The sequence below is a fragment of the Marinobacter sp. genome (genome assembly GCF_052091845.1).
Taxonomy (GTDB): Bacteria; Pseudomonadota; Gammaproteobacteria; order Pseudomonadales; family Oleiphilaceae; genus Marinobacter.
On sequence record NZ_JBQDCO010000030.1, the window covers coordinates 20237 to 46369 of the forward strand.

The window sequence follows — 26133 nt, forward strand, 5'->3', positions numbered from 1 at the left end:
CTGTTTTGCACCCTTTCAATGCACCCGCTGCCGCTTTCATTGGCGTTAACGAGGAACACTGTAAATTTATACGTTTAGCGGCGAACCAGGATCAGACGCTGGTCTTCTCCTACTTGTCGCCTGTCTTGTACGATCCATTCTATCTTATCGGCCATGGTTTCCAGCGGAAGGTGGGCCGTTGGCCGGCCGGTACTGCCCAGAAATACAGGAGCCTGATACAGCCAGAGCTCATCTACCAGCTGCTCGCTGATAAAGGTTCCTGCCAGTGTTGGCCCAGCCTCAACCAGCAGCTCATTAATGCCCAGCTCGCCCAGGGAATCCAGAAGTTGCGCCACATCAATGCCGTTATCTTTCCAGGCCACGCCCTTCAGGCGAATACCCAGCGCCGCAAGATCCTGCGCGGGAGCCGTTGCCAGCGTGGACGAGGCGCAAAACACCTGCACCTTGCCACCACGTAAAATAGTGGCTGACGGGGGTGTCCTGGCGTCTCTATCGGCAATCACGCGCAACGGTTGCCGGGAGGGTTCGGTGGCATCCCCTATATCCCCAAGCTCCTCGCGGCGAACGGTTAATGAGGGATCGTCCGCAAGCACCGTTCCTACACCGGTAAGAATGGCATCACTGACAGCTCTAAGCCGCTGGACGTCGCTGCGAGCTTCATCGCCGGTAATCCACTGACTCTCGCCTGACGCCATTGCAGTGCGGCCATCCAGGCTGGCGGCCATTTTCAACCGAACCCAGGGGCGGCCCGTGTTCATCCGCTTCATAAACCCGCAATTCAAACGTGTTGCTTCTTCCGCCAAAAGCCCCTCGTAAACCCGTATACCGGCCTCACGAAGCATATCCAGCCCCCTTCCGGAAACAGATGGGTTCGGGTCTTTGGTCGCGGCAAACACGCGGGATACCCCCGCATCAATCAACGCTCGCGCGCAGGGTGGCGTGCGGCCAAAATGGCTGCACGGCTCAAGCGTGACATAGGCGGTAGCACCCCGGGCAGCCGGCCCTGCCTGGCTAAGTGCATGGGTTTCGGCATGACCTTCCCCGGCACGCTCATGCCAGCCTTCGCCCAGAATCTTGTCGCCACGGGCTATCACACAGCCAACCCGGGGATTGGGGTGCGTTGAATAGCGGCCGCGCCACGCAAGCTGAATGGCCCGGGCCATCATTGATCGCTCCCGGAGTTCGGTCATTTTTGTCCTTCAGGCGAGTGGTTATCCGCAAGCACCTTCGCAACATCCACTGCCACTTCGCCATTCGTTGCCGATAGCCGCTCGATTTCTTCCTTGAACTCGTTAATATCCTGAAAGCTGCGGTAAACCGACGCAAACCGAACATAGGCAACCTTATCGAGCTGGCGAAGTTCGGTCATTACCTCCTCACCCAGCCGCATGGATTTTACCTCACGCTCGCCGGTAGCTCGCAGACGGTACTTGATGCGATTCAGCGCCTCATCGATTTGTTCGATGCTAACCGGGCGTTTTTCCAGAGCCTTCATAATGCCCGACCGCAACTTTTCTTCATCGAAAGGCTGCCGAACCCCATCTTGCTTCACCACTCTTGGCATAACCAGCTCGGCTGATTCAAAGGTGGTGAAGCGCTCGCGGCATGAAAGGCACTCTCTGCGGCGACGCACCTGATCGCCCTCGGCCACCAGGCGCGAGTCAATAACTTTGGTATCCGCTTCACCACAGAAAGGGCAATGCATAATCGGGAACTCCGAAGAGGGTACTTAGCTGTAAACCGGGAATCGTGCGCACAGGGCTGCTACCTGCTCGCGAACACGGTCGTTAATAGCTTCGTCATCCAGGTTGTCCAGAATATCGCAGATCCACCCTGCCAGCTCCCGGCATTCAACCTCGCCGAAACCACGGGTGGTAACAGCAGGCGTGCCCAGGCGCAAACCGGAGGTTACGAACGGCGAGCGCGGGTCGTTGGGTACTGCGTTCTTGTTCACGGTAATGTGCGCACGACCCAGGGCCGCATCGGCATCTTTACCAGTGATGTCCTGCTTGATCAGGCTAACCAGGAACAGGTGGTTTTTGGTGCCACCAGAAACCACATCGTAGCCGCGATCTACAAATACGCTCGCCATGGCCGAGGCGTTCTTGACCACCTGCGCCTGGTAAGCCTTGAATTCATCGCTCATGGCCTCCTTGAAGCAAATCGCCTTGGCTGCAATCACGTGCATCAACGGGCCGCCCTGGCTGCCGGGGAATACAGCGGAATTCAGCTTTTTGTGCAGCGCTTCATCATCGCACGCCAGAATCAGGCCGCCCCGAGGACCGCGCAGTGTTTTGTGGGTGGTTGTTGTAACCACGTGGGCGTGAGGCATCGGATCAGGATACACGCCCGCCGCAACCAGGCCGGCCACGTGGGCCATGTCTACAAACAGGTAAGCACCCACCTTATCGGCGATGGCGCGGAAGCGGGCGAAATCCAGCTCCTGTGAGTAGGCAGAGAAACCGGCAATGATCATCTTCGGCTTTTGCTCAACGGCCTGGGCTTCCAGCGCGTCGTAATCAATCAGACCAGTGTCTGTATCGATACCATACTGAATCGCGTTATAAATCTTGCCGGAAAAGCTTACGCCCGCACCGTGGGTAAGGTGGCCGCCGTGTGCCAGGCTCATGCCCAAAACCGTATCGCCCGGCTTAACCAGGGCCATGAACACAGCCGCGTTAGCCTGAGAGCCGGAATGTGGCTGCACGTTGGCATACGCCGCGCCAAACAGCTCTTTAGCGCGATCGATAGCCAACTGCTCGGCAATATCCACAAACTCACAACCACCATAGTAACGCTTACCGGGATAGCCCTCGGCATACTTGTTGGTCAGATCTGTGCCCTGAGCTTCCATAACCCGGGGGCTGGTGTAGTTCTCAGATGCAATCAGCTCAATATGAGCCTCCTGACGCTTGCTTTCCGCCTGCATGGCGTTCCAGAGTTCGTCATCAAAACCGGCGATCTTCATATCACGATTAAACATCGGTGTGCTGCCTCTGTTTGCTTGGCTGGCCCGAATAGCTTTGAAACTCAGCCCTCGGGATCCCTTAAAAATCGGGCCGCCATTCTAGCCCATTACCGGGGTGAAAATCACCCTTTATGGGGTTCGCAGATACCGTCATACCGATATCGGCCGTTTTCCTGAAATTGCTATAGTTTCCGGGTTTCGATACCTTACAAATCCAATTACAGCATTCGACGAGGCGGCCGCAGAATCTGCCGCCCACACTCGATCACATCTCGCTTTCAAAGAAGGTAATATCCTTATGGCTCAGTATGTATACAGCATGGACCGCCTAGGCAAGGTGGTGCCGCCCAAACGCCAAATTCTCAAGGATATTTCCCTGAGCTTCTTCCCCGGCGCCAAAATTGGCGTACTGGGTCTGAATGGCTCAGGTAAATCTACCCTGCTACGCATTATGGCGGGTGTAGATCAGGATTACATTGGCGAAGCCAGGGCCCAACCAGGGCTTAACGTAGGCTATCTTCCCCAGGAACCAGAGCTGGACGACAGCAAAACGGTAAAAGAAATTGTAGATGAAGCCGTTGCTGATGTTCACAACGCCTTGGCGGAACTCGATCAGGTTTATGCCGATTACGCCGAGCCAGATGCGGATTTTGACGCCCTGGCCAAAAAACAGGGCGAACTCGAAGCATTGATTCAGGCAACCGATGGCCACGACATAGAGCGCAAAATGGAAGTGGCGGCCGATGCACTTCGCCTGCCCGCCTGGGACCAGATGGTAAAGAACCTTTCTGGTGGTGAGCGTCGCCGGGTCGCCCTGTGCCGCCTGCTGCTTTCCGGCCCTGACATGCTGCTACTCGACGAGCCTACCAACCACCTGGACGCAGAATCTGTGGCCTGGCTGGAGCGTTTTCTGCACGATTACAGCGGCACGGTGGTTGCCATCACCCACGACCGCTACTTCCTGGACAACGTTGCCGGCTGGATTCTGGAACTCGACCGCGGCCAGGGCATCCCGTTTGAAGGAAACTATAGTCAGTGGCTGGAAAACAAAGAACAGCGCCTGGCTACCGAAGCCAAACAGGAAGCCTCACACCAGAAAACGGTTAAACAAGAGCTGGAATGGGTGCGCAGCAATGCCAAAGGGCGCCAATCCAAGAGCAAGGCCCGACTCGCCCGCTTCGAGGAAATGAGCTCTCAGGAATTCCAGAAGCGCAACGAAACCAACGAACTGTACATTCCACCCGGACCGCGCTTAGGCAGCAAAGTGATCGAAGTGGAAGGCATCAGCAAAGCGTTTGGCGAGCAATTGCTTTATGAGGACGTGTCATTCAGCGTACCACCGGGCGCGATTGTTGGCATCATTGGTGGTAACGGTGCAGGTAAATCTACCCTGTTCCGCATGATTGCCGGCGAGGACCAGCCTGACTCCGGCTCCATCACCGTTGGCGAAACCGTAAAACTGGCCTACGTGGATCAGAGCCGCGATCTGGACGGCTCCCAAACCGTTTGGGAACTGCTCAGCGATGGCCAGGACATCATTAAGGTTGGCAACTATGAAACCCCGTCACGAGCCTATGCAGGCCGCTACAACTTTAAAGGCTCGGACCAGCAAAAGCGCGTGAGCGATCTGTCTGGGGGTGAGCGCAACCGCCTGCACCTGGCCAAGTTGCTGAAAGAAGGCGGCAACGTATTGCTGCTCGACGAACCGACCAACGACCTGGACGTAGAAACCCTGCGCGCCCTGGAAGAAGCCCTGCTGAATTTCCCCGGCTCGGCTCTGGTTATCTCCCACGACCGCTGGTTTCTTGACCGTGTAGCCACTCACATTCTGGCGTTTGAAGATGACGGCGAGGTGATCTACTACGAAGGCAACTTCAGCGATTACGATGAAGACCACAAAAAGCGCAAAGGGGATTCTGCCATGGTGCCCCAGCGCATGAAGTATAAGAAGCTGGCGTAAAGCTAAAACCACCCCTCTCCCCCAACCCCTCTCCCACAAGGGGCGAGGGGAGTTACACATGCGAAACCTGCAGGTAATGGCAATAAAGCCCCTCACTCCTGCGGGAGAGATGAGCTACACACCCGAAGCCTGCAGGGAGTGGCATTTAAAGCCCCTCGCCCCTCGCGGGAGAGGGGTTGGGGAGAGGGGGCTCAGGCACCACAACACCATCAGGACCATCACCATGGCCAAAACCAAAACCGCCTTTGTCTGCACAGAATGCGGCGCTGATTACTCAAAATGGCAGGGCCAGTGCACAGCCTGCCAGAGCTGGAATACCGTCAGCGAAGTAAGAGGCGTTAGCAGCAACACAAAAGGCGCCCGCGGCGTGCGTTTTGAAGGCTTTGCCGGCAGTTTGTCCGCCGTGCAAAGCCTGGACGACGTAAGCCTGGCCGAGCAAGAGCGTATCGGCACGGGCATGCAGGAATTCGACCGAGTTCTTGGCGGCGGCCTTGTAGAAGGCTCTGCGGTGCTTATGGGAGGCCACCCTGGCGCCGGCAAGAGTACGTTGTTACTTCAGGCCGTTTGCCACTTGGCAGCGAGCGTTCCCGCGCTGTACGTAACCGGTGAAGAGTCTCTGCAGCAGGTAGCCATGCGCGCCAAGCGCCTGGGGTTGCCCACCAAAGACCTGAAAATGCTCTCCGAGACCAGCGTTGAACGGCTCATGCAGGTCGCAGAAGCGGAAAAACCGCGGATTCTGGTAGTGGACAGTATTCAGGTGATGCACGTGGCGGACACCGAGTCTGCCCCGGGCTCTGTATCCCAGGTCCGTGAAAGCGCGGCCTACCTGACCCGCTTTGCCAAGCAAACGGGCACTATCCTGTTTCTGGTTGGTCACGTTACCAAAGACGGCAGCCTTGCCGGCCCCAAGGTGCTAGAGCACATGATCGACTGCTCTATCCTGCTTGAAGGCTCCAGCGACAGCCGCTATCGCACGCTGCGGGGCATCAAAAACCGCTTTGGCGCGGTAAATGAGCTGGGCGTGTTCGCCATGCTGGAACAGGGCCTGAAGGAAGTAAAAAACCCCAGCGCCATTTTCCTTAACCGTGGCGAAGATGCAGCCCCAGGCAGCGTGGTCATGGTGGTCTGGGAAGGCACCCGGCCAATGCTCGTGGAGATTCAGGCACTGGTGGACATGGCTCAGGGTGGATACCCAAGGCGCGTAGCGGTTGGCCTGGACCAGAACCGGTTGGCCATGCTGCTGGCAGTGCTACATCGCCATGGCGGCCTGCATGTGTCGGATCAGGATGTATTTGTGAACGTGGTTGGCGGCGTGAAGGTTAACGAGACCAGTGCGGATTTGGCATTGCTGGCTGCCATTGTGTCTTCGTTCCGCGATCGCGCCCTGCCTCAGGATTTGGTGATTTTTGGGGAGGTAGGGCTATCGGGGGAGATTCGCCCGGTGCCCAGTGGTCAGGAGCGGATTTACGAGGCGGCGAAGCATGGGTTTACTCGGGCCCTGGTTCCTAAAGCCAATGCGCCGCGCAAGGCTATTCCGGGCATGAAAGTGATCCCTGTTACCAAACTTAGTGAAGCAATTACGGCTTTGGAGGAGCTTTAGACGCTGCCCGACACCTTGAGCATCTGTGCATGGACAGCACTGAAAGGCGCATTCCAAAAACCGCTACGAGCACCTCCATGTGCACTTGTCTTCGGCCGTCCTTGGCCTCCGACATTTTTGGAATGCGCCTTTCAGTGCTGTCCGCAAGTTCACAATTTGCCCTCATCTAAGACACTCTCAAACCGACTAGCCAATTAGGTGCGCGAACTCCCTCTCAAGAAGCACCTGATCCCCCAGGTTTAACTCCACTAAACGCTTAAGATGTGCAGCGCTGTCCAGATCGATATATTCGCATTTAAAGCCCAGCCTGCGCGCTTCTATGTGCTTTAACTCAACAGCCATAACAATACCAGCCTGCCCTTCATCAAGGTGAATGATCACTTCACACGGCTGGCTCAACGGCACATCCCACCCCTCTGGTCGCTTGACCAGAACACCTTTCAGGGAAATATCCAACACCTCAGTTATCCACACACGCTCAAGAGCGTGCAACTCGCATGGGGCGTCGAAGCTTATACGATGAAACTGTCGCTTTTCTGAGGTTTTGGCGGACAAGGGGCGGCTCCTTTTATCGTCGGCATCATCTAACATGACTATAGACTGTGCGGAGTTGCCGTTCCAGAGTAGTTCTGCCAAGGGAGTTTTAAGAGAGGGCGCGCTGAAAAGATAAACGCGGGGGCTGAGTCTTCGATTCCAAAAATGTCGGAGGCCATGGACGGCCGGAGACAAGCGCACAGGGATGTGCTTGTAGCGGTTTTTGGAATCGAAGACTCAGCCCCCGCTTCCCGGCACACGAAGACCAGAAAACGAGGACGGCATATACTAGCGGTGATACTCCGGACTCAATTCAACAACCGCCTCAATGAACGCTTTCGCGTTATCCGGCTTCACTTCAGGCGTAATGCCGTGGCCGAGGTTGAAGATATGACCCGGGCCTGAGCCATAACGGCGCAAGATATCACCCACTTCCTCACGAATCCGGGCCGGTGGCGCGTAAAGCATAGTGGGGTCCATGTTACCCTGCAGGGCCACACGATCGCCTACTCGAGCGCGGGCATCGCCAATGTCTGTGGTCCAGTCCAGACCAACGGCATCTGCACCCGTATCAGCGATAGACTCCAGCCACTGACCGCCGTTTTTGGTGAACAGAATCACTGGCACGCGGCGTCCGTCGCTCTCGCGAATCAGATTGTCCACAACTTTTTGCATGTAACGCAGTGAAAACTCTTCATACGCCCAGCTACTTAGCACACCGCCCCAGGTATCAAAAATCTGGATCGCCTGAGCGCCTGCTTTGATCTGGCCGTTGAGATAATCAATAACTGCATCCGCAAGGTGATCCAGCAGCTGGTGCATCACCTCTGGCTCGCTGTACATAAGCTTTTTGGCTTCCCGGAAGTCTTTGGAGCCACTGCCTTCAACCATATAGGTTGCCAGCGTCCAGGGGCTACCGGAGAAACCAATCAGGGGAACACTGCCATTGAGCGCACCCCGGATGGTGGAAACCGCGTTCATCACGTAATCAAGATCAACTTCTGCCTTAATCTTCGGCAGGGCGTCTACATCGGCCCTGGAGCGAATGGTGTGCTTGAACTTGGGGCCTTCACCGGTTTCAAAGTAAAGCCCAAGCCCCAGCGCATCCGGAATAGTCAGGATATCCGAGAACAGAATCGCGGCATCCAGCGGAAAACGCTCAAGAGGCTGAAGGGTTACTTCACAGGCCAGCGGCGTGTTCTTGCACAAGCTGAGGAAGTCGCCGGCTTTTTCACGGGTGGCGCGATACTCCGGCAGATAACGGCCGGCCTGGCGCATCATCCATACCGGGGTACGATCAACAGGCTGGCGCGCAAGGGCGCGCAAAAGGCGGTCATTCTTCAACTCGGTCATAGGGATCCCAGCATTGTTTCTTTCAAATGGTCTTAATAAAGCGAGGCCAATGATACCCCGTTTGCCACAATAAAAAAGGCCGGCTTAGCCCGCGCAAACCGACCCTACACCCAAAATGAACAGGTTTGTCAGATATCCAGATAATCCAGAATACCCTCAGCCGCTTGGCGGCCTTCCCAAATCGCGGTAACCACGAGATCCGAGCCGCGCACCATATCGCCACCCGCAAAGATCTTGGGGTTGCTGGTCTGAAAACCGTATTCCGATGACTCCGGCGCGATCACCCGACCAGAATCGTCCGTGTTGATCGTAAGTTCGTCAAACCACTCGGCCGGGCTCGGGCGGAAACCGAAGGCGACCAGCACAGCATCGGCCGGTATCACTTCCTCGCTGCCCGGAACTACCTCGGGGCGGCTGCGGCCGTTTTCATCAGGTTCGCCCAACTGGGTCGAGACCACCTTCACCCCTTCAACCCGGCCTTCACCCACAATAGCAACGGGCTGGCGATTGAACAGGAAAGTGACGCCCTCTTCCTTTGCATTGGATACCTCACGGCGAGAACCCGGCATATTGGCCTCGTCGCGGCGATAAGCGCAGGTCACGCTCTTAGCCTGTTGACGAATGGACGTGCGGTTACAGTCCATAGCGGTATCGCCGCCACCCAGCACCACAACACGCTTGCCTTTCAAGCTGATGAAATCAGCCGCGTCCTTTTCAAAACCAAGGCAACGGTTTACGTTAGACACCAGAAACGGCAGGGCGTCGTACACACCCGGCAGGTCTTCACCCGGAAAACCGCCCTTCATGTATGTGTAGGTGCCCATGCCCATGAACACAGCATCGTATTCCTCAAGCATGTCCTGTAGCTGGACATCCTTACCTACTTCCGTCGACAGGCAGAACTCAACGCCCATTTCTTCAAAGACCTCCCGCCGCCGGGTCATCACCGTTTTTTCCAGTTTGAATTCGGGAATGCCAAAGGTAAGCAGGCCGCCAATTTCCGGATAAATATCAAATACCACCGGTTTCACACCATTGCGAACCAGCACGTCAGCACAACCCAGGCCAGCCGGGCCAGCGCCGATCACCGCGACTTTTTTATCCGTCCATTTAACCTGTGATACATCTGGCTTCCAGCCCAGGGCAAAAGCCGTGTCGGTGATGTATTTTTCCACAGAGCCAATAGTAACAGCGCCAAAACCCTCATCCAGCGTGCAGGCACCCTCGCATAAACGATCCTGCGGGCACACCCTGCCACACACCTCAGGCAGCGAGTTGGTCTGATGGCACAGTTCGGCGGCTTTGATGATGTTGCCTTCGGCAACCAGCTTCAGCCAATTGGGAATGTAGTTATGTACCGGGCACTTCCATTCGCAATAGGGATTGCCACACTCCAGGCAGCGGTCGGACTGGGACTCGGCATTTTTAGCGGTATGCGAATGATAAATTTCACCAAACCCTTCCTTGCGTGTCTGCGCAGGAACTTTCTCCGGTTCTATCCGCTTGACTTCAATAAACTGAAAATCGTTACTAAGTCGCTCTTTCATGTTGACGCTCTCATGATCTCAATTTCGACAAGGGCTGCGCCTAGCGGCAACCCTGAATCCTCGCAAGTAACCAAACCCGACACTCCAGGCTTATTCAGGGCGCGCACGGGTACTTGCCAACAGGCTGCTCAAGCTCGCAGCTTTGGGTTTTACCAACCAGAATCGACCAATATAATCGTCGAAATCTTCAAGGATATGCTCAGCCCAGGCACTGCCGGTTTCCGAAATATGTTCTCGAATCATGCTGCGCAGGTGGTTGCGGTAGGCCTCCATTTCCTCACGAGAGATGCGCTGAATCTCCACCAGTTCGTGGTTGTATTTATCAACAAACGTGTTGTCCAGATCCAGCACATAGGCAAACCCCCCGGTCATGCCCGCACCAAAGTTGGTCCCGGTACTACCCAGAACGGTGACCAGCCCGCCAGTCATGTACTCACAGCAGTGATCGCCCGCCCCCTCAATAACTGAGCGGGCGCCGGAGTTGCGAACGGCAAAGCGCTCGCCGGCCGTACCTGCGGCAAACAGCTTGCCGCCGGTGGCGCCGTAAAGGCAGGTGTTGCCCATGATTGCTGTTTCCCGGGTATCGAATTTGCTGCCACGGGGCGGCTTAATCACGAGCTTGCCGCCAGTCATGCCCTTGCCGACATAATCGTTGGCGTCGCCCTCGAGAATCAGGTTAAGACCGCCAACATTCCACACGCCAAAGCTCTGACCGGCAGTCCCGAACAGATCCAGCGTAACCGGTGCATCCACCATGCCCTGGTTTCCGTGCTGCGCGGCAATCTCGCCAGAAAGACGGGCACCCATTGAGCGATCGCAGTTAGTTATCCGGTAACTCCAGGCGCCGCCGGTTTTACCTTCAATCGCAGGGGCGATTGCCGCAAGCATGTCTTCCGCCAGCGAGCCCTGATCAAACGGCAGGTTACGTTCAACCTGACAGCTTTGTGGCTTATCTGAAGGGATATGATCATTGGATAGCAGCCGCGTCAGATCCAGCTTTTTCTGGCGCTCGGTATCTCCAGGCAGTCGCACAAGAAGATCCACGCGGCCCACCAGCTCTTCCAGGCTGCGAACGCCCAATATCGCCATCCACTCGCGGGTTTCTTCCGCCACAAAGCGGAAAAAGTTCATGGCTTTGACTGCCGTGCCAGTGAAATATTCCTTGCGAAGATGATCGTTCTGGGTGGCCACACCGGTGGCACAGTTATTCAGGTGGCAGATACGCAAGAACTTGCAACCCAGCGACACCATCGGTGTGGTGCCAAAACCAAAGCTCTCGGCCCCCAATATGGCGGCTTTCACCACGTCCAAGCCGGTTTTAATGCCGCCATCGGTTTGCAGGCGTATTTTTCCGCGCAGGTCATTGGCACGCAGCGCCTGCTGGGTTTCCGTTAGCCCGAGCTCCCAGGGCGATCCAGCGTACCGGATGGACGCCAGCGGGCTGGCCGCCGTACCCCCATCGTAGCCGGAGATGGTAATCAAATCCGCGTAGGCTTTCGCCACACCCGCTGCAATCGTGCCGACACCCGGCTCAGAGACCAGCTTTACCGATACCAGAGCTTTCGGGTTGACCTGTTTAAGATCAAAAATCAGCTGAGCCAGATCTTCAATGGAGTAGATATCGTGGTGGGGCGGCGGAGAAATCAACGTGACGCCAGGCACCGAATAACGCAGGCGTGCAATCAGGGCATTCACCTTGCTGCCGGGCAACTGCCCGCCCTCGCCCGGCTTTGCACCCTGGGCCACTTTGATTTGCATGACATCGGCGCTACGCAGATATTCTGCGGTGACACCAAAACGGCCAGAGGCGACCTGTTTGATTTTGGATCGCTTTACGGTGCCATAGCGCGCCGGGTCTTCACCGCCCTCGCCAGAGTTGGAGCGACCGCCCAGTGTGTTCATGGCAACTGCCAGCGCCTCGTGTGCCTCCGGCGACAAAGCGCCCAGCGACATAGCAGCAGAATCAAACCGGGGGAAAATTTGCTCCACCGGCTCAACCTCGGAAACATCAATCGGGCTGATACCCTCGCGAAAACCGAGCAAATCCCTCAGCGTAGCGACCGGGCGCTCATTCACCAAAGCCGCATACTCTTTGTACTGACCATAATCCCCCGAGGTCACGGCATCTTGCAGTTTGCTCACCACATCAGGGTTAAACGCATGGTATTCCTGCCCGTGCATGTATTTCAGCAGGCCACCCAGAGCAATGGGTTTACGCGCTTTCCACGCAACAGTCGCTAGCCGCTCCTGATCCTGCTGAAAATCCACAAACCCTGCCCCTTGAACACGACAAGGCACGCCCTTGAAGCACAGATTAACCACCTCATCCGCCAGGCCAATTGCTTCGAATAGCTGCGCCCCGCGATAAGACGCAACCGTGGAAATGCCCATCTTGGACAAGATCTTCAGCAACCCCTTGTTGATGCCTTTGCGGTAGTTATTCTTGGCTTGAATAGGATCCATCAGCAGTTCGCCGGTACGAATCAAATCGTTCAGCACCTGATAAGCCAGATACGGATAGACGGCGGTGGCACCGAAGCCGAACAGTACTGCAAAATGATGCGGATCCCTGGCCCAGCCAGTTTCAACAATGATGTTGGAATCACACCGCAAACGTCTTTCTGACAGGTGATAGTGTACTGCTCCGGTTGCCATCAGGGAACTCACTGGCAGCTCACCCTGTTTCAGATCCTTGTCTGAGAGAATAAGCAGCACTTTACCGTTGTGAACCGCTTGCTCCGCTTCGTCACAGATGCGTCGAATAGCCTGCTCAAGCCCCTGTTCCGGAACATAGCTCATGGAAATCCGGGCTACCGCGAATCCCGGACGCTCGTTGTTGGCAATTCTCAGAAACTTGGCTGGCGACAGAACCGGAGTGGTTAAAATGATCCTGTTGGCGTGCTCGGCCGTTTCCTCAAAAACGTTACGCTCCGCCCCCAGACAGGTTTCCAGGGACATCACAATCGCTTCGCGCAGAGGGTCAATTGCCGGGTTGGTTACCTGGGCAAATTTCTGGCGAAAATAATCCGCTAAATGGCGGACCTTGCTGGATAGTACAGCCATGGGCGTGTCGTCCCCCATGGAGCCGACAGCCTCCTGAGCGTTCTCTGCCAAGGGGCGCAAAATCTGGTCGCGCTCTTCGTAAGACACCAGAAACATCTTCTGGTGTACCAGCAATTCATCTGCATCCATCAGCCGGAACTCAGGCGCTTCCTGATTCAGTGTTGTTTCCACCCGCAGCGCGTTTTCACGCAGCCAGCGCTTGTAGGGTTGCGCGGCTTTAAGCCGCTGATCGATATCCGGAGTGTGCAGCACTTCGCCGGTTTCGGTATCAATAGCCAGCATCTGGCCGGGCCCGACACGGCCTTTCGCCACCACATCCTCTGGCTGATAACTGTATGTGCCGATTTCCGACGCCAGGGTAATGAAACCGTCCCTGGTAACGACCCAACGTGCGGGTCTCAGGCCGTTACGGTCCAGCATGCACATAGCATAGCGACCATCCGACATAACCAATCCTGCAGGGCCGTCCCAGGGCTCCATGTGCATGGAGTTGTATTCATAGAATGCCCGCAGGTCAGAGTCCATGGTGTCGACATTCTGCCAAGCCGGTGGAACCATCATTCGCGCAGCACGAAACAGATCCACACCGCCTGCCAGCAGGATTTCCAGCATATTGTCCATACTGGAGGAGTCGGAGCCCGCCAGATTAACCAAAGGCTGCAGCGTTTGCAGATCCGGCAGGTTCGGGGAGCTGAATTTGGCCGCTCGCGCTATGGCCCAGTTCCGGTTGCCGTCAATGGTGTTGATTTCGCCGTTATGCGCCAGGTAGCGAAACGGTTGAGCCAATGGCCAGCGCGGCATGGTGTTGGTAGAAAAGCGTTGATGGAACACGCAAATAGCGGTGGCAAAATCCGGATCGCTCAAGTCCGTGTAAAAATGTGCCAGGTCTGCCGGCATCATCAGCCCTTTATAGGCGAGGGTGCGATGGGAAAGGCTGCAAATATAAAACTCAGGGTCCTCTGCCATATCCTGCTCGGCATGGCGACGCCCAATAAAGAGACTGACAGCAAACTCTTGTTCGGTCTTGGTGGCGGGCGTTACGAACACCTGCTCTATCCGCGGCACACTGTCCAGGGCGATTGGCCCCAGACAGCTGTCATCAACCGGCACTTCACGCCAGCCCAAAACATGGAGGCCCTGTTCGACCAACCGGCTCTCAATAGCGGCTCGCCCGCCAGTCGCTTTGTCCGGATCAGGATTGAGGAATACCTGGCCGACAGCAAACAGCTCTCCGGGCTCTTGGCCAAATGCGGCTTTTGCCGCTTTTTTCAGGAAGGCGTCAGGGCTTTGAACCAACAGACCACAACCGTCACCGGTTTTGCCGTCGGCAGCAATGCCGCCTCGATGAGTCATGCAGGTAAGCGACTCGATAGCCGTTTTTAACAACTTGTGGCTGACCTCGCCCTTCATGTGGGCGATTAACCCAAACCCGCAGTTATCCTTGAATTCGCCGGGGTGATACAGACCTGACTTCATAAGCGCCCTCTTGCATATAAATGCACTCTTATCAGCGACTTATGCACCAAAACAGTGCGCACAAACCAACCAACGTTAAAAAAATGGGCGAATAACTATACACACGTATAATTGCGTACTCAAATATATTTGACTATGTTTTTTTGCGAAGGTTCCACTGGGAAGGGCCCTGATCGATACAAAACAGGGGGTTAGCGCGTGTTTTTTCTTTTACGGATGGATCACAAATCTTCGGCTCTACGCACCCATGGCGTGCGCGAAACTAGTGCATCAGGCAGGCGGGCAGCTGCTTTTTGAGCCTCTTCCCTGGAGGAATAATCCCCGTAAAACACCATAAACCAGGGCTTGCCTTTGCGCTCACCCAAGGTGTAAACCATCTTGTCCAGAGATGGGTAGCGTGAAATAACGGTCAGCGCTGTCTGCTCCAGATTTCCGGCAACCAACTGAATCGTCCAGCCCTGGCTGCGACTGCGCAGTTGCTCAACGCCCACGTACTTGCTGGGTTTTTTTGGAATGAAACCAGGCTCAAGCTCAGGCTCAGGCTCAGGCTCAGGATCTGGCGCGGTTGTCGCGTCTGTCAACGGCTCCGGCGTTTGGTCTGACAGATCATCTTCCGGGGTGTCCGGACCAATGGTTATGCTCTTACGTATCGGCTCGACTCCCAAAGACGTGTTCTGTTCCAGCGCAACTGTGTCATCGTATTGCTCGGATACAAACCACCAGGAGCCACCCAGAAGCAAAAGGGCCAGCGCAGGCAAGCGAAGCTGTGTCATATTTATAGTCGGCGAGCGCTTTGGCTTCGAAGCAGCAGAAACCATGTCTAACCAGACACCAGGCGCCACTCTTTTAAGCCGGGAGAAACTACCCTGGCTGAGACCATGTATGCGCTCAAGCCGCGCAGAATTAAGCAACTCACTCACCTTACCGCCCGCCTTGTGCACTCGCGGCTCAAGGTAGGAGAACACCTCTTCCCTGGTGAGTGGACGCAAGTGAACCTGATGAACCGAAGCCGATGACTCGTCCAGTCCCAGTAGCGGCACCAGGCGATCTTCACCGGCAAATACCGGAACCGCTGCTCTGGTGCGATCGGCGGCCAGAAAACCTTCCAGGATTAGCCTGAGAAGCTCGGGGGCTGCACGATCTGCGTCGTCAATGAGCAACACCATGCGCTGGCCCTTGGCAACTTTGCTCTCAGACCACTTAAAAAAGCGATACACGGCTTCACGGGGGGTATCATCCGGATCAGACGCCGAACGAGCTACCTGTTTAAGATCTCTGGCCAGTGCATTAGAACTTGTCATGGCGGCGGCAGACAGCCGGTGAAAGCCTAACCGCGACGACTCACTGCGCACCAACTCAGCCAACAACCGACTCTTACCCGAACCAGGGGCGCCCGTGAGCAACAGCGCCATATCACCAAAGCCGCAAAGGTGCCGCAGCGCTTCAAGGGCGTGCTGGCGCATACCATCCGCAAAGAAGGGGGTTTCCATTTCCAGAGGGTTATCCCTGAGACCATATCGCTGCTGCAGTCTGGGGAACAGACCGCCACCGTCCAGGCTGTTCAAGCTGTCGTCAGTCACACATATTCCTGCTACTCAATGTTAGAGCGTCTGCTCAACCTTCGTGCTGGCAAAATGCCCTTAGGGTTGCTGCAAGATTTTTCGGGGCCGCCGCCGATGTAACTACCGCATCGCCCACAGAGCGAAGCAACACAAGCCTCAGTTTGCCGTCGACATTTTTTTTATCAACGGCCATCAAGCTCATGAAATCCGCTGGGGTCATCTCTGCTGGTGGCCGCAAGGGTAAGCCGGCCCTATGAACGATATGCACAACACGATCGTAATCGGCCTGGCTTATAAAACCTTCCCTGGCTGACAGATCGGCGGCCATAACCATGCCCGTGCCTACGGCTTCCCCGTGCAACCAATTGCCGTAGCCGGCGAAAGTCTCGATGGCGTGACCAAACGTGTGGCCAAGGTTCAGCGTAGCCCGCAGCCCACTCTCCCGCTCATCCTGGGCTACGACATCTGCCTTGCAGGCGCACGAGCGCAGTATCGCCTCCGCCAGCGCTTCGTTTTTACAGGCGACTAAAGGCTCAATATTGCTTTCTAACCAGCCCAAAAAATCTGTATCCCGAATTAAACCGTACTTGACAACTTCCGCAAGTCCGGCCGACACCTCTCGCGGCGGCAGTGTGTGGAGCGTATTTGCATCAATCATTACCGCTTCCGGCTGATGGAAAGCCCCTATCATGTTTTTGCCAAGCGGGTGGTTAATACCGGTTTTCCCCCCCACAGAGGAATCAACCTGAGACAACAACGTGGTTGGGATCTGTATGAATGCCACACCGCGTTGATAAGACGCCGCCGCAAACCCGGTCATATCACCAACAACACCGCCACCAAGCGCCACCAGCGTGGTTTTTCGGGTATGCCGTTTTTCCAGCAACGCATCAAAAATCAGATTCAGGGTTTGCCAGTCTTTGTTTTTTTCGCCATCGGGCAACACAACGGTATCCACCGTCTTGCCAGGAAAGCTGGCTTTAGCTTGCTCAAGGTATAAAGGCCCAACCACATTGTTAGTGACGATCATTACCTGTGAGCCCCCAACATAGCCTGACAGGTCATACCCCCCTAACAAACCTTCACCGATCATAATGGGGTAACTGCGCTCGCCAAGATCAACCGGGAGCTCGTGAAGCAGGTTATACATGGTTACGGCCTTCCTTTCGTACCTGTCTTTGTTGTCGCGGTGTTTTGGGGTTGATGCGGTTCACCAGTTGACGCACCACAAGCCGGGGGCTTTTGCGATCTGTAAACATAATAATATCGGCCAGCTCAGTATACAGGGGGTCCCTGATCGCAAATAATTTGCGCAATACGCCTTCAGGGTCGTCATTCTGCAACAACGGGCGATTCCGGTCTTTACGGGTGCGCTCCACCTGTTGCTCTATGGATGTGCGCAAGTATATAACCACAGCATCTTTCTTCAGCAACGGGTGATTTTCAGCGCGCATTACCGCACCGCCGCCAGTGGCTAACACGGTCTCTGGCTCATCAGACAACCTGGCCAGCATGGCTGTCTCACGCTGCCGAAAGCCTGCCTCGCCTTCCACATCAAATATCCAGGGAATATTAGCGCCACAACGCTCTTCAATGATCCGGTCAGAATCAAGAAAACGGTACCCCAGCTCTCGGGCAAGCATCCGGCCAATGGTACTTTTACCGGCCCCCATAGGGCCAACCAGGACAACGCGTTTGGGCAAAGACATAACTTCCGCTCAATAAGGTTCAGGCGGATGAGAATATCACAGGGCAAAAGATTGCATAAGCTTCAGCCCTGACGCACAGACCACACAGGCACAAAAAAGCCGCCGGTTTAACGCGGCGGCTTTTTTTGCGGACCCCTGTTATTGAATCAGGTCATTTTTGATGATTTTTGGTGTAATGAAGATCAGCAGTTCACTTCGCTCATTAATTTTCTCGGTACGCTTAAACAGACGCCCAAGGTAGGGAATGTCTCCCAGGAACGGAGTTTTAGTGGTTTGGGTGGCAACTTCGGACTGGAAAATACCACCCAGAACCACTGTTTCGCCATTGCCAACCAATACCTGCGTAGTCACCTCGTTGGTGTTGATAGAAGGGATGCCCCCGGTTACTTCTCCGCGGGAATCCTGATTAACCATCAAGTCCATAATGATTTTATCGTCTGGGGTAATTTGTGGGGTTACCTCCAACGATAATACGGCTTCTTTGAAAGATACAGACGTCGCACCACTAGAGGAGGCCTCCTGATAAGGAATCTCTTCACCCGACTTGATAGAGGCTGTCTGGCGATCTGCAGTAACCACTCGTGGCTGAGAAACCACCTCTGCCTGGCCATCAGTTTCAAGCGCTGACAACTCCAGATCTACCAGGAAGTTGTCACTGCCCCAGCCTACGGCGAATGAAGAAGCACCTTCACCGGTTACGCCAAGATCAACTCCCAGCGCGCCAGGGAAACTAATGCCACCCGTACTGCCACCTGCAGCATCACGCGCTTCACTCGACGCCTCTTGGGAACCGCCTACTGTAAACACGTTATCCCCACTTACATCGTAGCCTGCGCCGCCCCAGCGCACACCGAGGTTTTCTGCCACGTTAGTCTGTGCACGTACAATACGGGCTTCGATAGATACCTGGCGTACTGGTACGTCCCATGTAGACACCAGGCGACGAATCTCCTCCAGCTTACCAGTGCTCTCACGAACACTGATGGTGTTGGTGCGCACATCAGAGGATACAAAGCCGCGATCAGTGATCAGTTCTTTGTCTTCTTTAATCAGGCCAACAATATCGGCAGCTTTGGCGTAATTCACCTGAATGATATCCAGCCGAACCGGTGCTAACTCAGCAATCTGCTTGCTGGTTTCAAGCTCAAGCTTTTCACGGGCGGCAATTTCATCGGCTGGCGCAACCAGCAGCACGTTACCAATCTGGCGCTTATCCAGCCCCTTGGTTTTCAAAATCAAATCCAGAGCCTGGTCCCAGGGCACATTCTGCAAGCGCAACGTGATGCTACCGCCTACCGTGTCACTGGCTACAAGGTTCAACCCGGTAAAATCGGCAATAAGCTGAAGCACAGAGCGCACTTCAATATCCTGGAAGTTCAGGGATAGCTTATCGCCAGAGTACGGGAACTTCTCTTCGCGGCGGGATTCAGCTTCCTCTTCCGTAAGCTCTTCAACGCTCACAGTGAACTGGCTTCCAGACTGGTAAGCAATGTAATCGTAATTGCCCTCGGGGCGAATTTCGACCACCGCATTGCCATCTTCAACAAATGTGTCAATACGAGTGACCGGTGTTGCGAAGTCGGTGACATCCAGTCGACGGCGCAGGTCGGCCGGCACCGCGAGGCCGTCCATCGTGAGGCGAATTTTACCGCCCAACTCCGACAGGTCTACCGGTGCCCTGGGGCTACCCAAATCTACAATCACACGGCCCTCGCCGTTTTGACCGCGCCGAAAATCGACGCCTGCAAGTGTATCCGCTGCTGAAGACGATTGCCCCGATGAAGCGGTTCCGGATGAGCGGTCTGCTACCGGGGCAGCGCCAGAATCACCACCAATGGTCATCACCAACGAGTTGGTATTGCGAACCGTCTCATAAGGCGCAAGCTCAATCAGGTTGAAGATCAAGCGTGTACGATCCTTCGTTTCTACCACTGTCATGCTCTGGGCATTGCCAGACCCAAGCGGGATGCTTCGGCTGTCAAGGCCGCTGGTGGTGTCTCGCAGATCTACTGCGATGCGCGCCGGGCGCTCAATGGTGTAACCCGATGGCTCGGGTGGTTGGCCATCAAATTCAAGTGTCACTTCCAGGCGCTCTCCCGGTAGCGACGAAAACGACACGTCTTCCAGCGTGACCGCGTTGGCCAGGTTGGATAACAACCCAAAAGCAATTACGCTGACGTATACATTGAGTTTTCTGAACATCGCTAGCCTCGACCCCAAACTTTTTTGTAAATGCGTTTTTCTTTCAATTTTCATCCAGCCGCTCCTTAGCCTGCGTCCTCGTCCAGGGTCAGAGAGCGAGGACGCTCTACCCAACCACCCCGGCCATTGGGAACGATCTCGATAAGCTCGATCCGGGTTTCACTCACGCCGATAATCCGGCCGTAGCTCTGCCCCATGTAATTTCCGGAACGTACCCGGTGAATACCGCCAGTATTATCGCGGATCAGCGCAAACAGGTTGCCTGACACGCCCTTAAGTGTCCCCACCATGTCAAGATTCTTGAGATCAAAATTCTCAAGCACCTCTTTTGGTCGATCCAGATTGGGCTCAACATCACTGACCGGCTTTTCATCAATCATCGTCAGCTGAACATCTATCGGCGGTTCAAACGGCGCTCGTCTGTCTGCCGCGGAATAGCTGAAAGCCTCGTATGCGCTGAACTCGGGTAATGGTTCAACATGACCCCGTGGCTTGGCACGGGTATCTTCCATGAACTTATCCAGATCGGAAAAACCGCTGCCCTGGGAACAGGCTGTCAGGAGTGATACCAGACAAATACCCAGCCAGGCTTTTCCCGCATGTTTTACTGCCATGCTTATTCTCCAGCCCGGTAGCGGTAGGTACGGGCAACAACTTGCATATCCAGTTGCTCGCCGTCGCCGCCAGTTGGTTTAATAGTTAAATCGTGCAGAGTTACGATCCGTGGAAGGCTTGCAACACTACTTACAAATGATGCCAGCTCATGATACGAGCCGGACACCCGGATGTTGATCGGCAACTCCGAATAAAAGTCGCGCTTTTGCTCAGGCTGAAGTTTTACCTCCTGAAGTGACAAACCGCTACCCAGAGCTGTATTGGTTATATCCTCAAGCAATCCCGGAACCTCGGTTTCACTCGGTAGCTGCCGCACAAGCGCGCCGAACGTTTCTTCCATTTCTACCATCTGCGCTTTAAAAACCTCCAGGTTCGCCACCCGATAGGCTTTTTGTTCGTACTTTGTGCGCAAATCCTGTTCTGTCTTCTCAACCCTATCAAGCTGAACGTACTGATCCTTGATAAAGAACCAATAGCCACCGCCCATAATCAGGCCGAATATAAGCAGAACAACAATACCCTTGACGGGCGCAGGCCAGATGCCCGCATTGTTTACATCAAGATCGTTGATGTCGAATTCATTGAGGCTTTTTAGTGAGTCCGCGAGGCTCATTACTTATCCTCCCCTTCGGGCTCAGGCGTTTGTTGTTTAACCGTCATTGTAAACTGGCTGTATCCAGCTCTTCGGCTGTCGGCCGATGATACATTTGACAGATTCGGATTGGTAAACCAGTCAGATTCCTCAAACTGCCTCATCAATGTTGAAACACGGCTGTTCGACTCGGCCATGCCCACAATGCTCACCCGGTCACCCGACTTTTTCAGGTCTGTGTAGTAAAGACCGTCTGGCAGGGTACGAACCAGCTCATCAAACGCACGAACAATGACAGGTCGCTTGCCTTGCAAGTCCTGAATCACCTTCATGCGAGCAAGCAATTCATCGCGTTTGCTCTTGAGGCTTTCGATCTCACGAATCTGCTCATCCAGTTTTTTGGTAGCCGACTCAATATATGCGTTCCGGGACTTCTGATACGCAATGCCGCTGTCCAGGTCTGAACTCCACAGGAATGTGAGACCGGCGCCAATGATAGCGGCACCCAGAATCATCGTAATAAACTGCTTTTGCTTCTCTGCCCGGAGTTCTTCGCGCCAGGGTCTGAGGTTAATCATTGCCATCAGTCGAAGCTCCTCATTGCCAGGCCACAGGCGATCATTAGCGAGGGAGCATCGTTGCCCAATGCGGACGCGTTAACCCGCGAGCCGACTGCCATTTCCGCAAACGGATTCGCGACCAGTGTCGGCGTTCCTGTTTTCTCTTCCACCATTTCTGTCAGCCCCTGAATCGAAGCGGTTCCGCCGGCGAGCACCACGTAGTCCACCGCGTTGTACTGACTGGCCCCGAAGAAGAACTGAAGCGCGCGCGCAACTTGCTGAACAACGGCCTCCCGGAAGGGCGTAAGCACTTCGGAATCGTAATCGTCAGGTAGCCCACCCTGTTTCTTGGCAAGCCCTGCCTCTTCTGTAGACAGACCATACCGGCGCTGAATCTCTTCGGTAAGCTGCTTGCCACCGAAAATCTGTTCCCGGGTGTACACGGTTTTTCCTTCCGCCAACACACTCAGGGTTGTCATGGTTGCACCCACATCAACAACGGCCACCACAAGTTCTTCGCCCTGGGAATCAAGCTGAGACTCAATCAGGGCGTAAGCACGCTCCAGGGCGTAGGCTTCCACATCCACGATTTTCGTATTGAGGGAGGCTATTTCAAGCGCATCCTCCCGGATGTCGACATTCTCTTTTCGGCACGCCGCCAGAAGCACATCAACCTGATCCGGATTGACTTCTGAAGCGCCTTGCACTTCAAAATCAATCGACACCTCATCAAGCGGGTATGGGATGTACTGATCCGCCTCCAGGGCGATCTGGTCTTCCATTTCAAATTCGTTGAGGCCGCCATCCATCTGGATGAGCTTGGTAATAACCGCAGAGCCAGATACAGCCACTGCCACCTGCTTAACGCTGGTGCGCGACTTGGAGGCCACTCGCTTGAGAACCTCCCCAACGGCTTCTACATCTGTGATGTTTTTTTCGACTACGGCGTTGGCCGGCAACGGCTCAACGGCGTAGCTTTCGACCTTGTAACGGTCGCCTTGCTTCGACAGCTCGATAAGCTTGACGGAGCTTGAACTAATATCTATACCCAATACTGCACTGGATTTCTTTCCGAACAATCCGAACACGCGCTCACCCTATACCTGGCTAGATGCACCCGGCTATATGACTTATGTGTTTTTTATTTAAGAGAATTTCTTCATTATTCCGTTTACACTGTTCGCTCTTTTTAGCTGAGAACATTTGCGACGGTGAAGCGACTCACCCTACCTAAAGCAATTTCTCAAATGATAGACCTATATCCAACAGTTGTCAGAAAAAAATGCCCCATTTGATGCGTACATCCCGCCTTTTTGCCTGGTTATTTCTCACCGGACTGAGTGTCACCATAATCGTAGGCTCAGGCTTCTATCTTTACCTTCGTCCCGGCCTTCCCCCTGTGGATCAACTTCTGGATATAAAACTCCAGACGCCGCTGCGGGTGTATAGCAAAGACAACAGATTAATAGCAGAATTCGGTGAAAAGAGAAGGGCACCTATCACAATCGAACAGATCCCTACAATTCAGTTACAAGCCTTTATGGCCGCGGAAGACTCGCGTTTTTACGACCACCACGGGGTCGACATCAAAGGGCTGGCGCGGGCTGCCATCGAACTGGTTTCTACTGGCTCAATCCAATCTGGCGGCAGTACCATCACCATGCAGGTTGCAAAAAATTACTTTTTGTCACGTGATCGGACCTTTATTCGGAAGTTCAACGAGATACTTCTGGCAATTCAAATAGAGCGTGAACTCGATAAAAACCGGATCCTTGAGCTGTACCTGAACAAAATCTATCTCGGCAATCGGGCCTACGGTATTGCTGCTGCCGCCCGGGTTTATTACAACATGTCGGTAAACGAACTCTCGCTTGCACAGATGGCCATGCTGGCAGGCCTGCCCAAAGCACCGTCCGCTTACAATCCGCTTGCCAACCCACAGCGCGCAATGCAGCGCAGGGACTGGATTCTTGGCCGAATGAAAGAACTCGACTACATCAGCCCCGACGCTTACGAGCTCGCCATCCGGGCCCCGCTTACCGCAACCTACAACGCCACAGAGGCGGAGGTAGATGCCGATTATGTGGCAGAGATGGCTCGCGCAGAAATGGTTAGACGCTTTGGCGACGAAGCTTATACAGATGGCTACACGGTTACGTTGACTGTAGACAGCCAGAAACAGCAAACAGCAACAGACGCCCTCAGAAACGGACTTGAGGCCTACGACCGTCGGCACGGGTACCGGGGGCCTGTCGACCAACTGGATGCCAACGCCCTGGCCAGTGAAGACCTTTCAGGCGCCATGCAGAATTACCCCAGAGTTGAATCCCTGATGCCTGCTGTTATTACCGCTGTTAATGACGGTAAGAACGAAGTACGGGCACACGTGCGTCAATTTGGCCCGGCTGTAATGCCATTCAAATCCATGCTCTGGGCCAAGCGCTTTAAAACGGAAAACCTGACCGGCCCTGAACCGAAAACACCCTCCGATGTGGTTAGCGTCGGTGATGTGGTTTACGTTCGGGTCGATGAACTGCCCAAAGCTCCCACCGCTCCCGATGAAGGCAACGACTCAGAGAAGGCAGCCTCGGGCATTGCCGAGCCGGTCAGGGTCTCCCTGATGCAAATCCCTAATGTTGAAGGCGCGCTTATTTCCCTGAAGGCAAAAACCGGGGCCATTGAAGCCCTTGCCGGCGGCTACAGCTTTGGCCAGAGCAAGTACAACCGCGCCATGCAAGCCAAACGGCAACCCGGCTCTACCTTCAAGCCATTCCTGTACCTGACGGCGCTTGAAAGCGGCATGACACCCGCAACCATCTACAATGACGCCCCCATTGTTTTTGATGACTCAGAGCTCGAAACCGCCTGGCGGCCACAGAACTCCTCGGGGCAGTTCTACGGCCCCACCCCGCTTCGCGAAGCCCTATACCGCTCGCGGAATCTGGTTTCCATCCGGCTTTTAAGAGACCTTGGCATCCAGCACACACTGGACTACCTTAAGCAGCTCAAAGTTCCCACGGAGAATATGCCCGACAACTTGTCCCTGTCCCTGGGCAGCGGTCAGCTATCACCCATGGAACTGGCCAGAGGCCTGGCTGTTATTGCCAACGGCGGCTACGACGTAGAGCCCTTCCTGATCCAAAGAATCACAGACGTGAATGGCGAAGCCATATACGAGGCTCCGGAAGTCATCCTGTGTGACACAAACTGCGACACAAAGGAAACAACCTCCGCACCCCCGGATACAGACGCCGAAAATGCGCCAGCACTGACGGAAGAGGCCGTCCCCGAAACACGAGTTATGCGGCGACTTGCAGACGAGCGCTCGGTTTACATCCTGCACTCAATGCTACGGGACGTGGTCAAGCGCGGAACAGGACGCCGGGCACTGGCACTCGGCCGCGACGACATAGCCGGCAAAACAGGCACAACCAACGAGCAGCGGGATACCTGGTTTGCCGGATTTAACCACAATCTTGCCACAACCGTGTGGGTAGGCTTTGACCAGCCGAAACCACTGGGCCGCAGAGAGTACGGCGCAAGCACCGCCCTGCCCATCTGGATCGACTACATGAAGGTAGCGCTGGACGAAGCACCCTCTGCATTCATGCCACGGCCAAACGGCATTGTTAATATTCGCATCAACCCGGAAACGGGTAAGCGCGCAAGGCCTGGCGAAGACGGCACCTTCGAGATTTTCAAAGAAGAAGACGCACCTGCCCCACTGGCACCAGACGATGAAGGTCCCAGGGGTAACGGCGGGAACGGAGACGATCTTTCACGCCAGATCTTTTAACCAGCCACAAAAAAACCGGCGGGATCACCGCCGGTTTTTTTAATAACCCAACACTATCGATCAGATAATGTCGTCCATGCTTTTCAGCGGATAATGCGCCGGGTACTCATTACGAGCAACGCCAGAATCCACAGCAGCACGAGCCACAGCCGCTGGAACCACTTCCAGCAAGCGAACATCCATGGGCTTGGGAATGATGTAATCTTTACCAAACTCAAAGCTGTCAGCGCCGTAAGCCTCACAGATTTCCTTCGGAACCGGCTCTTTCGCCAATTCGCGAATGGCCGTTACTGCAGCCACTTTCATCTCTTCGTTAATGCAGCTTGCGCGAACATCGAGAGCACCACGGAAGATGAATGGGAAGCCAAGCACGTTGTTTACCTGGTTCGGGTAATCTGAACGGCCAGTCGCCATAATCAGATCATCACGAACTGAGTGAGCCAGCGCCGGATCAATTTCCGGATCCGGGTTGGAGCACGCAAAGACAACCGGGTTTGGCGCCATCTTCGCAAGCTGATCGCCGCTCAACAGATCCGGCCCAGACAAACCGAGGAATACATCGGCTCCGTCCATTGCCTCATCCAGAGTGCGCTTAT

At 54.9% G+C, this 26133-nt stretch carries 19 protein-coding genes; 3 read left to right on the forward strand and 16 right to left on the reverse strand.

All coding sequences use genetic code 11. The features are described from left to right. Positions 1-74: 74 nt before the first annotated feature. The 3 genes from ribD to glyA are packed head-to-tail and all read right to left on the reverse strand — an operon-like array spanning position 75 to position 2983. Positions 75-1190: a bifunctional diaminohydroxyphosphoribosylaminopyrimidine deaminase/5-amino-6-(5-phosphoribosylamino)uracil reductase RibD gene (ribD, locus tag ACTHYN_RS10880; RefSeq protein WP_441812476.1), complete on the reverse strand. Its 1116-nt coding sequence runs from the start codon at positions 1188-1190 to the stop codon at positions 75-77. Then, complete coding sequence (gene nrdR / locus ACTHYN_RS10885) at positions 1187-1705, reverse strand: transcriptional regulator NrdR (protein WP_441812477.1); 519 nt, start codon at positions 1703-1705, stop codon at positions 1187-1189. The genes ribD and nrdR overlap by 4 nt, the downstream gene beginning before the upstream one ends. A gap of 24 nt (positions 1706-1729) precedes the next feature. Continuing rightward, positions 1730-2983, reverse strand: coding sequence for a serine hydroxymethyltransferase (gene glyA / locus ACTHYN_RS10890; protein ID WP_441812478.1), 1254 nt, complete (start codon positions 2981-2983; stop codon positions 1730-1732). A 283-nt stretch (positions 2984-3266) separates the two neighbouring features. Between glyA and ettA the strand changes: the two genes are divergently transcribed. Together ettA and radA are read left to right on the forward strand one after the other, a co-directional pair. Then, positions 3267-4928 (forward strand): energy-dependent translational throttle protein EttA, encoded by a 1662-nt coding sequence (gene ettA / locus ACTHYN_RS10895; RefSeq protein WP_441812479.1) that lies wholly within the window; start codon positions 3267-3269, stop codon positions 4926-4928. 223 nt (positions 4929-5151) lie between these two features. After that, the gene (gene radA, locus ACTHYN_RS10900) at positions 5152-6528 is read left to right on the forward strand and encodes a DNA repair protein RadA (protein WP_441812480.1); all 1377 of its coding nucleotides are present in this window, start codon (positions 5152-5154) and stop codon (positions 6526-6528) included. A gap of 186 nt (positions 6529-6714) precedes the next feature. Here the strand turns inward: radA and ACTHYN_RS10905 are convergent, their stop codons facing one another. From ACTHYN_RS10905 to ACTHYN_RS10960, 12 genes are all read right to left on the reverse strand, one after another. Then, positions 6715-7083: a PilZ domain-containing protein gene (locus ACTHYN_RS10905; RefSeq protein WP_441812481.1), complete on the reverse strand. Its 369-nt coding sequence runs from the start codon at positions 7081-7083 to the stop codon at positions 6715-6717. Between the two features lie 267 nt (positions 7084-7350). Then, positions 7351-8415 carry a uroporphyrinogen decarboxylase gene (hemE, locus tag ACTHYN_RS10910; RefSeq protein WP_441812482.1) on the reverse strand — a complete coding sequence of 355 codons (1065 nt, stop codon included), beginning with the start codon at positions 8413-8415 and terminating at the stop codon, positions 7351-7353. Between the two features lie 128 nt (positions 8416-8543). Further along, a complete protein-coding gene (locus tag ACTHYN_RS10915; RefSeq protein ID WP_441812483.1) occupies positions 8544-9962 on the reverse strand; it encodes an FAD-dependent oxidoreductase in 1419 nt (472 codons plus the stop codon). A 90-nt stretch (positions 9963-10052) separates the two neighbouring features. Then, positions 10053-14501: a glutamate synthase large subunit gene (gene gltB / locus ACTHYN_RS10920; RefSeq protein WP_441812484.1), complete on the reverse strand. Its 4449-nt coding sequence runs from the start codon at positions 14499-14501 to the stop codon at positions 10053-10055. A 221-nt stretch (positions 14502-14722) separates the two neighbouring features. Continuing rightward, the gene (locus ACTHYN_RS10925) at positions 14723-16081 is read right to left on the reverse strand and encodes an SPOR domain-containing protein (protein WP_441812485.1); all 1359 of its coding nucleotides are present in this window, start codon (positions 16079-16081) and stop codon (positions 14723-14725) included. Positions 16082-16115: 34 nt separating this feature from the next. After that, entirely contained in the window at positions 16116-17213 is a 1098-nt protein-coding gene (gene aroB / locus ACTHYN_RS10930) for a 3-dehydroquinate synthase (RefSeq protein ID WP_441812486.1), read from the reverse strand. After that, positions 17206-17772: a shikimate kinase AroK gene (gene aroK, locus ACTHYN_RS10935; RefSeq protein ID WP_441812487.1), complete on the reverse strand. Its 567-nt coding sequence runs from the start codon at positions 17770-17772 to the stop codon at positions 17206-17208. Before aroK ends, aroB begins: the two co-directional genes overlap by 8 nt. 138 nt (positions 17773-17910) lie before the next feature. Then, positions 17911-19974, reverse strand: coding sequence for a type IV pilus secretin PilQ (pilQ, locus tag ACTHYN_RS10940; RefSeq protein WP_441812488.1), 2064 nt, complete (start codon positions 19972-19974; stop codon positions 17911-17913). Positions 19975-20039: 65 nt separating this feature from the next. Further along, complete coding sequence (locus ACTHYN_RS10945) at positions 20040-20588, reverse strand: pilus assembly protein PilP (protein WP_441812489.1); 549 nt, start codon at positions 20586-20588, stop codon at positions 20040-20042. A 2-nt stretch (positions 20589-20590) separates the two neighbouring features. Beyond that, positions 20591-21202: a type 4a pilus biogenesis protein PilO gene (locus ACTHYN_RS10950; protein ID WP_441812490.1), complete on the reverse strand. Its 612-nt coding sequence runs from the start codon at positions 21200-21202 to the stop codon at positions 20591-20593. Next, positions 21202-21765, reverse strand: coding sequence for a PilN domain-containing protein (locus ACTHYN_RS10955; protein ID WP_441812491.1), 564 nt, complete (start codon positions 21763-21765; stop codon positions 21202-21204). The genes ACTHYN_RS10950 and ACTHYN_RS10955 overlap by 1 nt, the downstream gene beginning before the upstream one ends. Continuing rightward, positions 21765-22829 carry a pilus assembly protein PilM gene (locus tag ACTHYN_RS10960; RefSeq protein ID WP_441812492.1) on the reverse strand — a complete coding sequence of 355 codons (1065 nt, stop codon included), beginning with the start codon at positions 22827-22829 and terminating at the stop codon, positions 21765-21767. Before ACTHYN_RS10960 ends, ACTHYN_RS10955 begins: the two co-directional genes overlap by 1 nt. 194 nt (positions 22830-23023) lie before the next feature. On the opposite strand from ACTHYN_RS10960, the gene ACTHYN_RS10965 reads away from it, so the two are divergent. Further along, on the forward strand, positions 23024-25537 hold the full coding sequence (locus ACTHYN_RS10965) for a penicillin-binding protein 1A (protein WP_441812493.1): 2514 nt from the start codon (positions 23024-23026) through the stop codon (positions 25535-25537). Positions 25538-25597: 60 nt separating this feature from the next. On the opposite strand, the gene ACTHYN_RS10970 is transcribed toward ACTHYN_RS10965, so the two are convergent. Next, a partial coding sequence (locus ACTHYN_RS10970; protein ID WP_441812494.1) for a malic enzyme-like NAD(P)-binding protein occupies positions 25598-26133 on the reverse strand: 536 nt, incomplete at its 5' end.